Source organism: Gimesia aquarii (assembly GCF_007748175.1).
GTDB classification, from domain to species: domain Bacteria; phylum Planctomycetota; class Planctomycetia; order Planctomycetales; family Planctomycetaceae; genus Gimesia; species Gimesia aquarii_A.
Map to the genome: position 1 here is coordinate 2,606,091 of NZ_CP037422.1, position 11,747 is coordinate 2,617,837.

The 11,747-nt window shown below is 47.0% G+C and carries 11 protein-coding genes; 3 read left to right on the forward strand and 8 right to left on the reverse strand.

What is annotated here, in order from left to right; translation table 11 throughout:
- Window positions 1–45 precede the first annotated feature (45 nt).
- Complete coding sequence (locus V202x_RS10265; protein ID WP_145173942.1) at window positions 46–759, reverse strand: alpha/beta fold hydrolase; 714 nt, start codon at window positions 757–759, stop codon at window positions 46–48.
- Between the two features lie 378 nt (window positions 760–1,137).
- Here V202x_RS10265 and V202x_RS10270 point away from each other — a divergent pair, with 378 nt between their 5' ends.
- Complete coding sequence (locus tag V202x_RS10270; RefSeq protein ID WP_145173945.1) at window positions 1,138–1,521, forward strand: two pore domain potassium channel family protein; 384 nt, start codon at window positions 1,138–1,140, stop codon at window positions 1,519–1,521.
- A gap of 46 nt (window positions 1,522–1,567) precedes the next feature.
- Window positions 1,568–2,374, forward strand: coding sequence for a HEAT repeat domain-containing protein (locus V202x_RS10275; RefSeq protein WP_145173948.1), 807 nt, complete (start codon window positions 1,568–1,570; stop codon window positions 2,372–2,374).
- A gap of 81 nt (window positions 2,375–2,455) precedes the next feature.
- On the opposite strand, the gene V202x_RS27445 is transcribed toward V202x_RS10275, so the two are convergent.
- From V202x_RS27445 to V202x_RS10305, 7 genes are all read right to left on the reverse strand, one after another.
- Window positions 2,456–2,626 (reverse strand): hypothetical protein, encoded by a 171-nt coding sequence (locus V202x_RS27445; RefSeq protein WP_197993326.1) that lies wholly within the window; start codon window positions 2,624–2,626, stop codon window positions 2,456–2,458.
- Between the two features lie 44 nt (window positions 2,627–2,670).
- Window positions 2,671–3,471, reverse strand: coding sequence for a DUF4396 domain-containing protein (locus tag V202x_RS10280; protein ID WP_145173951.1), 801 nt, complete (start codon window positions 3,469–3,471; stop codon window positions 2,671–2,673).
- Window positions 3,472–3,595: 124 nt separating this feature from the next.
- On the reverse strand, window positions 3,596–4,333 hold the full coding sequence (locus tag V202x_RS10285) for a class I SAM-dependent methyltransferase (RefSeq protein WP_145173954.1): 738 nt from the start codon (window positions 4,331–4,333) through the stop codon (window positions 3,596–3,598).
- A 489-nt stretch (window positions 4,334–4,822) separates the two neighbouring features.
- The gene (locus V202x_RS10290; protein WP_145173957.1) at window positions 4,823–6,040 is read right to left on the reverse strand and encodes an AI-2E family transporter; all 1,218 of its coding nucleotides are present in this window, start codon (window positions 6,038–6,040) and stop codon (window positions 4,823–4,825) included.
- 365 nt (window positions 6,041–6,405) lie between these two features.
- The gene (locus tag V202x_RS10295) at window positions 6,406–7,533 is read right to left on the reverse strand and encodes an endonuclease/exonuclease/phosphatase family protein (RefSeq protein ID WP_232098933.1); all 1,128 of its coding nucleotides are present in this window, start codon (window positions 7,531–7,533) and stop codon (window positions 6,406–6,408) included.
- 622 nt (window positions 7,534–8,155) lie between these two features.
- On the reverse strand, window positions 8,156–9,589 hold the full coding sequence (locus tag V202x_RS10300) for a sulfatase (protein ID WP_145173960.1): 1,434 nt from the start codon (window positions 9,587–9,589) through the stop codon (window positions 8,156–8,158).
- Between the two features lie 91 nt (window positions 9,590–9,680).
- Entirely contained in the window at window positions 9,681–11,171 is a 1,491-nt protein-coding gene (locus tag V202x_RS10305; protein WP_145173963.1) for a hypothetical protein, read from the reverse strand.
- Between the two features lie 226 nt (window positions 11,172–11,397).
- Here V202x_RS10305 and V202x_RS10310 point away from each other — a divergent pair, with 226 nt between their 5' ends.
- Complete coding sequence (locus V202x_RS10310) at window positions 11,398–11,688, forward strand: hypothetical protein (RefSeq protein ID WP_145173966.1); 291 nt, start codon at window positions 11,398–11,400, stop codon at window positions 11,686–11,688.
- The last annotated feature ends 59 nt before the right edge of the window (window positions 11,689–11,747 follow it).

The window sequence follows — 11,747 nt, forward strand, 5'->3', positions numbered from 1 at the left end:
TCCGACGGCCCGTCTGGCTTTGACTACGGAGTTCCCTGCAATATTTCACGAAGAAGATAGTAATATCTCTACCAGTTCTTGAGGCTTAGTCAGCATTGGATCATGGCCAGTCTCAATCACAAACGTTGGCCAATGATTGTCTTTCGCGTATTGGTAGAAAGGGAACATTAAATCATAACAATAGGTCTTTTCGCTACAATGAATAAATGTTTTCTCAGCATGATCAAAAGCTTCCGACAATTTTATTGGCGCCTTTAAGAAATTAATCGAAAAGTCGGTCAGCTTGGGTAACATCATTTTTCGTAAATGTCGATCTTTAACACCCCATGAATCTAAAGAACGTTCATCTGCATGGTTTAGCCAACCATCACCATATTGATCAGCTGCTTGTGTCCAGTCAGTCACAAAAGGTTCGCCAATAATTTCGAAACCAGTTTTACCGTTTTGGGGGATATACGCATCTAAAAACACTAATTGCTTTATCTGTTGCGCGACAGACTCAGTAGCGCCTGCAATCACTAAACCGGCATAACTATGCCCTACCAAAACAACCTCGTTTAAACCTTCGATTTGAATGAGATTGGAAATATCATCGATATGGGTTTGCGCAGTAATATCAGGGATTAACAAATGAGCGCGATCACCCATGCCGGTCAATGTTGGACTATAGACTTCATGACCTCGAGACCGCAATAATTTTTCAACAGGCTCCCAGCACCAACCACCGTGACAAGCGCCATGAACTAATACAAAATTCATAAATTTTACCGTCTTGAGTTAATGCCAGGCAGTAGCTTTTGATTTGGTACCAGCACCATTATTATTCAGCCGCTCATACTGCATCATAAAATACTCTCACTTTATCAACAAGTAGGAGCTATGCAGGTTGCTCGATGAAGTGACCGCCTCTGGTCAACGCAGCCGCACATCTGTAACCAGACAGGTTTATTTGATCTACTCCCCTTTGGTTAGGAATGGTTCGCCTGAGTTTACGCTCTGGTCTGGTTCCTGTTGACCGACCGCGTTAAACTACGCAAGTACTGCGTGCTCGATCGGACTGTTGCCCCTCTGTCGGCAGAATATTCTGATCCAGTTTCAACATGACGAAACTGAACGAATTCAAGGAAGTATTAAAAAATGATGAGTGAGCCTCATAAACGGCGATCGCCTCGTAGGCGATTTCTTGTGCGGTTAATCGTCTTCACAGTCGTTGCCATGATTGTCGATGCCATTGCATTAGGGATGGGGGCATTTGGTTTTCACTATTTTGAAGGACTTGACTGGTTAGATGCCAGTCTCAATGCTTCCTTAGTGATGACCGGTAATGGGCCCCTGCATCACCCTGAGTCCGCAGAAGGTAAACTGTTCGTGACACTCTACGCGATTCTGGGCGTGATTCTGTTTGCCGCAGTCATTGGCGCCTTTCTAACTCCCGTGTTCCAATGGGTGCTTCACGGATTACAACGCCAAGGAAGAAATGGGAAAAACAAAAACGAACAACACAAAACTGGAAAGACGTAAGAAGCCAGGTCTGCTCTACAATAAAATCTGACAGAAAGAGACGGAAATGAATCACTCTGGCTCCAATGCATATGACTTACTTTCGTTTTGTGATAATGCCAATCAAAAAACTCAGGCATTTCATGCGGAACTATCATCGTTTGAAAAAGGGAGTGAGAAATGGAACGAGTTTCTTTGGTCAGGTTGTGATAGTGAAAACAATCTGATACAGGTAACCGCTTTTCATGAAATCAGAAAGAGCGATGATCCCAGTTGGTTAAGCCCTCTTTTCGAGCGGTTGAAAACTGAAACGTTCCCAACAACTTTAGCTGCCATTTTTTGTGCAATCGGCGGGCTGGGAGGATTTCAGTCCCGGGAGGACTATGCACATTATTTTGAAGAGACTGATATTAATATTCGCGGTGCAGCGATGCAAATTCTCTATTTCTTACCAGATGAGGATGCGATCGAACTGCTCTTGAAAGTCCTACAACAAGACCCAAACCCCAAACTGCGAAGCGAAGCTGCAGAAAGACTCGCATATTTACATTCAGATGCGGGACTGCCACTTTTACTTGATTCTTTTGAGAACAAAAGTTTTTTAGTAAAAATCGGTGCTGTGCGTGCTCTGTGTATTTTGAAGAATCCAACTGGTCTTAATGCTCTTCATCATTTGATCGAATCGCATCAAACATTATCAAAACAAGATCGAACAATTTTAATACATCATGTGTGTGGATTATTGATCGATGTTGGAATTGAACTCCCTCCCTGTGATCGTCCAGAGGATTTCCCTTTGGAATCCATTATCAAAAAGGCAACTGACTGGATCGAAAATGCTCTGAATGTAGATCGCCCTCTTACCGAGATGTAAACATAAAAGAGCAGGTCGAATCGCAAATCGACCTGCCCCATTTTTCTCTTTTTAATCGAATTATTAATTCCCGATACGTTTTTACAACACACCTTCAGCTTTCGCCAAGACATCCTTGTAAGCACTAACGGCATCCTTAAATTCGCCGAGTAAACGTAGTGCGTCACCTTCGTCCAGGAGTTCGAGCGCTTCGTCGATTTCGTCGGGGTCTCCTCCGAGGTCGACGGCAGTCGTGATGGCTTCATCCGCCAATTCCCTTGCAACTTCGGTCAGCTAATCTATGAGATCGAAACCCACTACATCTTTTCTTTGATGCCCGCGCGAATCAACCACCAGTTCATTGGAAAAGTAGTCAAAAAGCCGCACAGCATGGCGATCTGCATCATGAACCAAAAGACCGGACTGGTTTTTGCCATCTCAATACTCTCGATGCCGAATATCACAAACAGACAGATCCCCATCCAGCCATACATGCCGATCTGCCAGAAAGTCAACGAGAGAAAATCGACCTTGAATGCCGTCACAAGTCCTTCTTTGAATGCAAGCTGCCGCATGGGAACGATACTGAAATACTGGAAGGCGACACCAAACAGCAGCGCCAGTACATAGTCGATGCCCCAGGCGGTGAATACAAGCGAGACTCCCGTCAGACTGATCACGGTCGGCACCAGAAAATGCATGCCCCCTTCCGCGATAATGTCGCCCACCGTGCAACCACTGCCGCAGTGGGTCGACCCGACAACCACGCTTTGCCAGAACGGTTTTTCCGGCATCGAAGACATCGTATGACCTCCCATGGACGGCATCTCATCTGCGTGCTGCGCGCCATGCATGTCGTGCTCACCATGCATACTGTGGTCCTGGTGCATACTTTGTTGGTCGTGCATGCCATGACCCTCGTGCATCGAATCGTGCACGCTCATCCGTCCGAACCAGTAATAAATCAGCAACGCCAGCGGTCCCGCGTAAAGGGCCGTCAAAGGCCAGACTACATTCATGATCGCCATATGCTGGGGATGTCTAATGACATCAATCAGTAGCCAGAGTGCACAGAAAACAGCCAGAACTAATGAGACAGTGGCAATGGTTGTCAACATATCAGAGTTTCCCAAGAGTGAATGGAACTTCGATCGTTAAACTCTATGGGAACGTATTCTAGTGACTTCTCTCTGTTACGTCAGTATCAAGTCAGATGGCGTCTTCAAGACCAAATTTCGATTTCTATGTTTTGATCGCTTCAATCATGATCGCCGGTGGCTTGTTGATCATATCCGCCCAGTAATCCGCTTCGTCGGCTGCTTCAGGAGAAAGACTTAAGGGATGAAACACAACATCACGAAAACCTGCGTCTTCCAAAGCCGAGGCGTATGCTTCTTCCGGCAAGTAGTAGTTGTCGACTTCGAGAAGGGAGGAATCTTTTAAACGACCACTCCATCGGATCAAAGCCCCTTCTCGAACATGATCTTCAAGCTGAATATGGAATCCATATTTCTGGTAATCAAAATGATCGAAGAAATAGAGCTGAGGATTGGTCGTAAGAGTCACTAACCGCCCTCCTGGTCTGAGTTGCCGAGACAGCCCCCGACAAATGGCAGCCAACTCCTCTCGGTCGTGTGCATAGACCAAAAGCCATGCTGCGATGGCAAGATCATAATCCAACTGAGGGCCCTTCGCCCGCACGTCCTCGACAAAGTAGTTGATTCCAAGAGACTCCGCTTGTTCCCTGTCGATTGCCAGCGCAATCATCTCCTGGGAGAGATCGGTCCCCACAACGGTCGCAGCACCATTCAGCTTGAGCTTGCGCGTGAAAAAACCTTCCCCACAGGCGAGATCAATTACCTTTTTGCCCTCAAGAGCGCCGATCAGTTTCAGCATTGAATATTCTTCAACCAGTGATCGCCACGGTCGCCCTTTGACTTCGCGATACTGTTTAGCAATCTTGTTATAATCCGTTGTCATGTTCGGTTCTCATACCGTGGCACCACTGATGGCCATGATCCTATCGAGTTCGATATACGTGGTATACTTCTGAATATTCGGCAGTGTTCTCACTGTTCGACCACGTGCCATTCAACACAAATTCGCCGGTTCGCTGCATCTCTTTTTTAGGAAACAATGATGTTAAAGTACCACCGTTTATGTTCCCAAAGCACTCCTCTGATCTTTCTGGCTTTACTTTACTTCCGTTTGGTTGTCAACAGGCAAGCGCCCCTGTTCCCCTTGATGCGGCAATGGCACTACAAATAGCCGGTCAAACCAACCAAGCTGTTGCTCTGCTAGTGCCAGAGGACATCGAGAAAAATCTCCAAGCGTCATCTCTCAGAGTGCTTAAAATGAGTGAGAAAGAATTTATTTCACTGAATCGACGGACGCCAAGAAAAGAGAGTCACCACCCTTTTTCGTCCGCACCTCAATCTACGTACCGCACTCTTTTGAACCTGGTCTTTTTTATTCAATAGGCTCATTACTGCTATCATCTTCTGAGGACGGGTGACATTCCAGAAAATCTTTCACATACAATTCCTGTATGACCACTTTACTAACTGCCAACAAGGGAGAAGCGACAGCCGCTCCCAGAAAACCAAATAGTACGCCCATAATCGCCTGAAACGAAATCAGCATAGCAGGCGGCAACGAAACCTGCCGTTGTTGAATCAATGGAGTGACCACATAGCTTTCAATCAACTGTAAAATGATGTATGCAGGCACAACCATCGCTGCAGTGGTTGATCCTTGAGGTAAAGCAACCAAGATCGCTAGCAAGAATGCAATCACGGCACCAATATTCGGGATAAATGTCAGTAAGCCTGTCATGATTCCCAGACTTCCCGCCAGAGGAACGCCGATGAGTGAAAGGATGATCCATGCTCCCACGCCAGTGACCAACATGGAGGCAAATCGACCAAGCAGCCAACGCCAAAGAGTTTCACCAAGTTGATTCATCAATTCCGTTGCACGGTTTCTTTTATCAGGCGGGACCAGTTTTGTCGTTCCATCTCGATAGGTCTGGGGAGCCACTGCCAGGAATAGTCCAACAAAGAAAATCATGATACTGTTAATCACAAGCCCAAAGGTCGTTTTAAATGCCTGCCCGATAAACGAAACAGCCTGTTTGGCTGGTTGCGGTAAAGAATTTAAATTCGGTTCGGATTTCGATACTTGTGCATTGGATTGCTTCTCACTATTTTTTTCATCAGTTTTTGGCGTCTCTTTAGTCTGTACGTCTTTTGAAGATTGGTTTTCAGGTTGTTGTTTCTGTGGTTGCTTAAGAATCTGAGAAAGGAAGGGTGTTGATTTGATTGCTGAACTCACCGAAGTATATTTCTCTGCGAATGCTTGGATTTTTTTCGCCCCTTCGTCAATGCTTTGATTTGCCTTCTCAATCTGCTGATCAATCTGCACAAAGAAAAAAGTGATCGTCCCAATTGAAGTAGAAACCAGAGTCAGCACCAGTATTGCTAAGGTCCACTGGTAGGATATAGACAAGTATTTGCTCAGATTGTTACCGGTAAAAGTCAGAAACACACTAAACAAGATCGCAAAAAATAATGTAATGACGATTTCCGAGGCGACAACAAGTATGGATGCCATAATGACAACTACAACTAAAGCGATCATCGCCTGTGCGATCGTAATGGCGGAACGCTTCTGATAGTTTTCCGTCATTCGAATTTCAGACCCTTTTCTAGTTCTAAGACCATCACACTCTCCAGTAATCTCGCGAGTCAATTAGTTCCATGTGACTCAATTTATTGGTATCTGAATAATACGCAAACGGTATACCAAAGAAACTAAGATCAAACAAAGTCGTCTCTACTCTAATCGTCTTCAACAAATGAGTCTCTTTGACTATCGTAGTTTATGGTTGCAAAAAGAACTGGTCTCTGACCGGTCAGCCTGCGCGGTTTACGATCAGTATTCTGAATCAGACATAGAATATTTAGTGACACAGTTATGAGAACTTATCTTGAATTCACATCACATCTAGTTTCTTGAGTATATGACCCATTCTATATTTTGTAAATGAGTTCTCATTGAGCCTTGTTCGTTTTTTTGGCAGCTTCGACGGCATCATCAGCGTCTTCACGGTCTCCGGCATCCAAATCCGGAGCTTCCTGAGTGGCAACCGCTGATGGTTCATAGCTGAGTTCCACCAAAAGTGGAAAGTGGTCTGAGCCAATGTTTGGCAGCGTACGTAGTTTGACAACACGGAAATCTTCGGAATGAAACAGGTAATCCAATGGGTATCGCCAAATCAGTGACTTTGCATTGTAGGTGGGAAACAACCCGCGGCCCTTACGGGGGTCGAGTAATCCACTCACCTCCTGAAACAAGTTCGTCGTGCGCGACCACCCAACATCGTTTAAATCACCCAGCACGATTGTGCTTTGATCATTCTGGACTTCCCGGCCCACGAGCACAAGTTCTCCATCACGCTTGGTCGTGTCTTCTCCTGGTCGGGGAGGATTGGGATGGATTGCAAACAGACGGACCTCCTGGCCAGAAGGAATGCTGAGGCGCGCATCGATTGAAGGGATCTCCTTTTTAATGACTCCCCGCACTTCAGCCGTATGTACTTCAAGTTTCGTGTATAGTGCGATTCCGTATGTATTGTCGAGTGGATAAGTAAGATGAAATGCGAACCATTCTTCGAGTGGTGCCAAATCTGCGATCCAACGATCGTTAACCTCACACAAAACGACAACATCTGGATCTTCCTGCTTGATTAAATTCAATAAAGCCGATGCGTTATTATTTTCCTGAAGCACATTTGCTGTCAGGATTCGTAGCCGCCACTGTTTGTCCTGTGACTGAGACCATTCCACTTCGTATGGAGCAATTGGCAAGTAGGGAAAAATCCAGAATAATTGAATACCAATACTTATCAATAAAACGGATGCCATTACTTTGGCTGTGACTCTACGTCGGAATGGGATCATTCCCAGTAGCACAATCATGTAACTGACAAGTAATTGAACTCTCGGAAAATCTCCAATGCGGACCCACCACCAGTCAACCGGCAGTAGTGGTGCAAATGCTGTGAAAGCGAGCACAAGGCAGACAAGCAGCAACATCCACCACGCCCCGCTGACATAGATCGATTTCTTTGTCGATGGTTTTAGTACACTCTTCAATGTACTTTCTTCTCCAGATTTCATGCTTTGAGATGTTATTTAGTGGTGATGCAAAACATAATCGTCGGACGCTGATTAATGCCAAGATAAGACCGGCGTTGAGACCTCATATCTTTGAGGTCAAGATACTTTCAAGAAATCGCCTCACATTACGACACAATTTAATCCTCACAAACTTCGACTTAATTGTGATGTTTCGAAATCTGTTGCCAAATTCATACTTATTATTTTGTCTCGTGGTATCAATATTGGTGATCGTAAGCTATTGAGAAGTTTTATTTCTACCCAATCATTATAAACTTTTACCCATGCTATTGGCTTGGGCTGGGGAGTAGTTACTGACATACCTTCTTTCGTTGCTGGTACATTTTTTTTGACTGACGAATACCCTTCAACAGCATGTTCACGTCCTTCCCAGTAGACTGAGTAAACATGACCACTGTAAATTAATGGCTCAGAAATTTTTATGTAATAGAATGTCGCCCATATACCACACAGGAAGATAAATAGACAAAGAACTAAAACAACGCTGCTCAATAATCCAGTTTTTCTATTAATGAAAGCACTCCTCTTATCACATTTTATAGAACGATCTGTTTTCTAAAAGAACGTTTAAGGGTCAGGTCTCGCTTTTACTGCTGTTCGTCTATTTCTGTTGATAATCTTTTCCGTTGAGGCTTCGGATAACAGATCGCATCCATGTATCCAGCTCTTGCTGCATCTGTTCGCGTCGTTGGGTGTGTTGGGGGTCTTTGGAAAGATCGGTTTTTTCCATAGGGTCGTCGGTCAGCTTGTATAGTTCGAATCTGGTGCCGCCGATACGATGCAGCTTCCACGGCCAATCGGTCCAGGCGGCATGCCCGGTTGAAGTGTGTTCCGGAAACTGCGGGAATTCGTCGACGTCTTTGCGCATTCTTGGTGGATCATGCGGTAACGGTGCGCCGGCATGCTGCTTTTCCATGATCGCTTTCTGAATCCGGTCGCTCCAGGTTCCTTGCCCGCCCTGGATTTTGTGCCAGAATCCCATCGGCTTACTCCGTTCTGCAACTGTTCCCGCAATGATGCCGCTTACATCCATTCCATCGAGCGGATGCGGCGCATGCAATTCTATGCCAGCCATCGCCAGGAGGGTCGGATAAATATCACAGGTCGTCACCGGTACTGAAGTTCTGCCTTTGAGCTTACGTGCGGGCCATTCGATGACTCCCGGAACGCGCAGGCCACCTTCATAGATGCTGCCCTTCCTCTCGCGGCCACCGGAAGTCTCCCTGACCAGCCCGCCGTTATCACTGCAGTACCAGACGATGGTATTATCCGCGATGCCCATTTCCCTGATCGCACCTCGCAAACGTCCGACTTGCTGATCAAGCAGTGTAATCTCGCGGTAGTACCCTGCATGTGGTTTGCCCTCGTAAAGGCTCGGACCTTCCGGCACTTCCGCGTGTGGGTCGTGCGGAGAAGGGAACCAGACGACCGTGAATATCGGACGATCACTGTCCTTATGCTTCTTGAGGAAGGCGAGCGCATCATCCATCAGGATGACCGACCCCTTACCTTTGCGATGCTCGATTTTTCCTTTTCGGCTCAAGTAGGGATTGTTGTCAAAAAAGTTGAGGCCGATCACCCATTCATCGAATCCCATGCCAGTGGGATTGCAGGGCGAGTCGGGTTGTCCCGAACCCAGGTGTACTTTGCCGAAGATTCCGGTGACGTATCCGTTGGCTTTTAGCGTTTCGGCGATGGTCTGCTCATGCGGGCGCATGTAGCGGCCATGGTTGGTGACTTTTGTCCGTATCGGGTTGCGGCCGGTCATCACGCTGGCGCGGGTCGGAGAACAGACCGGCGCACCGGCATAGAACCGATCAAATACGAACCCCTCTTTTGCCATGGCATCGAGTGTGGGCGTCTGCACAAACGGGTGACCATTATAACCGGTATCTCCCCAGCCCTGGTCATCAGCCATCACAAGAATGATGTTGGGCTTACCAGAGTTTTCCGGATTTGCCGCAAAGGATATTCCGGTAGCGGACAAGCAAAATATTGCTCCCATTGCTGCTAAAAATCCATGTCGATTCAACATAATCTACTCTTTTCTACTTTGTAGCCGAACAATTAAATCCTCATTTCCACAACAGGATTGCAATCATGATATGAAAGGCGACACTTATTTATTAATCAAACGTCAAACTCACGCGATCCAACATCGGCTTCGACTTATTCGCAGTCGTGTCGGTCATTCGCAGTTCGAATCCAAAACCGGTACCGGCAGGCAAGTCTTTCAGGCTGAGCTTGGCGGGCGTTTTTTTTACATGTTTCGATAAACCGGGAGTGTAATCGTAGGTCTCTTTTACCTCCGTCCAGTCGGTCCACTTATCGAGCTTGCCGTCGTTATTTGTATCGACGCCTACACGCACTTCGACCTTTTCGACCCACGGCCCCGTGCTGACGTAATCGGTCTTTTGTTGTGTGAACAGATAGAAACGACCTTCCGCGAATCCGATGTCGGGGTCGGGGTGTCCGTTCCCGATCTTGTCGCACCAGGTGAAAGGCCCATCGATATGGGGACTGGTAAACCAGCCGACGCTCATGTGACCACCGCCCGCAGGATCGTAGTCGCCGAACAGGTAGTATTGTGAGCCGACACAGATCGCCGCCCAGTCACCGTATGCTTCCTGCTCCGGTTCATGGACATTGTATTTGCCGATATTCGTCTTCCAGTCCGGATGTTGTAACCAATGCGGGTGTTTGTATTCAGCAACCTTGCCGGTATCTTTGGTGCGGTTGTCGACAGGAGGCGCAAGGAACTTCCAATCTTTGACACCATCTTCGCTGACCGCGTGTGCGGCGAGCGGTGAATCCCAGGATCGTTTGCTGGCATTGATCGGACTCCAGTCCTCAAGGATCACATGGAACCGCCCTTCTTTGTCACGGATGAATCCGGCGTCGGAGCCGTGCGAGGGGTCTTTGACCGCCAGCCCCATATTCTTGCCGGGCTTGCCATCGGTCAGATCTTCGTCGATATAGACATGCGGGTCCTGGTCGTTGGGGTAGTCGTAATAGATATAGACTTTGCCGTCTTTGTATTCGGCACTGGTCACCCAGCGAGAAAAACCTTCGGTAACCGGTCCATGATGAACCCAGTTAACCATATCGCGACTTTGCCACGCATGATATCCGCCGAGTCCTTTTTTCAATCCGCCCGGCGCATTATATTGATTCGGCCAGGGTGTCGTTTGCAACTTGATGTCAAAACCGTCGAGTGTCGCAGGCTTCGGTTGGAATTTCTTCTTTCGTTTGCTGCCGCCATAGCGTCCAAACACCCAATAGTTCTTCGGCCCGATCGTCAGAAAGACCGGCGCGTCCTGCAGATTCGCCGGCCCGAGATTGGCAACTGGTTCCCAGTTCTGCCAGAGGGGTGACTGATCAATGACGATTGACTGAGCCTGTCGTTTCTTGTCAAAGCGTTTTACTTTGCTGGTGAAGGTAGCAACCTTGTCAATCGGGATCGCTGTGCCCTCTTTGACATCCAGTTTGGATTGCTTCGCCGTGGCAGCCTTCCAATCACCTTGAGAATCGATCACCCAGTCATCTGCTGTGACGGTAGACGTTACTACGAGAGTGAGTAGTATGCTGAATATGAAGTATGCCTGTATGTTTTTCATTTGTCTCGTTCCATTGGTATCAATCACTTTGAGATGAGTCATCCGAGTCAGTGTCCGATGTAATGTTTGTGCAGATCGGGCATTTTCTTCACATTATCATTCAAGGCGACAGATTGCAACGTGTGGTTTATGGGTTGTTGTGATACCTCGGCAGACGAGTTAGAATCAGGAGAGAGGCGTTGGGCATTAAAGGTTCGGTTCTCCTTTTAAATCGAGTAGAAATGCGATGAATGATACCTCACCACATTCTCCAATCGATGATCACTCATCAGAGTCACCTACTCCTCTCAATTCCAAACTTCTACGGTTTTTCATAGGCATGACGATTGGCGGCTCTCTTCCGCTATTGCTGGCTGGTTATTTTATTTCGCAGTTCTCAGCTTACACTGCAACCCTGCCCCCCGACTCCGCGATTTGTGGTACCCCCTTACTCCTCCCCTTTGTTCTGATCGTTTTTGTCACTCCGATAATGGGGCTTGTAACTGGCGGTGTTGCACTGCTTATTCCCATAAAATAAAAAAGAGGTGGAACACCTGATTCAGAGTGCAATGACATTGATTGTGTAGTTCAGGCGTC

Bases quoted from the DNA above. Each gene is read 5' to 3' on its own strand.
- V202x_RS10265 (WP_145173942.1), bottom strand. From the start codon at position 759: ATGAATTTTGTATTAGTTCATGGCGCTTGTCACGGTGGTTGGTGCTGG.
- V202x_RS10290 (WP_145173957.1), bottom strand. From the start codon at position 6,040: ATGACGGAAAACTATCAGAAGCGTTCCGCCATTACGATCGCACAGGCG.
- V202x_RS10275 (WP_145173948.1), top strand. From the start codon at position 1,568: ATGAATCACTCTGGCTCCAATGCATATGACTTACTTTCGTTTTGTGAT.
- V202x_RS10300 (WP_145173960.1), bottom strand. From the start codon at position 9,589: ATGTTGAATCGACATGGATTTTTAGCAGCAATGGGAGCAATATTTTGC.
- V202x_RS10280 (WP_145173951.1), bottom strand. From the start codon at position 3,471: ATGTTGACAACCATTGCCACTGTCTCATTAGTTCTGGCTGTTTTCTGT.
- V202x_RS10270 (WP_145173945.1), top strand. From the start codon at position 1,138: ATGATGAGTGAGCCTCATAAACGGCGATCGCCTCGTAGGCGATTTCTT.
- V202x_RS10310 (WP_145173966.1), top strand. From the start codon at position 11,398: ATGAATGATACCTCACCACATTCTCCAATCGATGATCACTCATCAGAG.
- V202x_RS10285 (WP_145173954.1), bottom strand. From the start codon at position 4,333: ATGACAACGGATTATAACAAGATTGCTAAACAGTATCGCGAAGTCAAA.
- V202x_RS10295 (WP_232098933.1), bottom strand. From the start codon at position 7,533: ATGAAATCTGGAGAAGAAAGTACATTGAAGAGTGTACTAAAACCATCG.
- V202x_RS10305 (WP_145173963.1), bottom strand. From the start codon at position 11,171: ATGAAAAACATACAGGCATACTTCATATTCAGCATACTACTCACTCTC.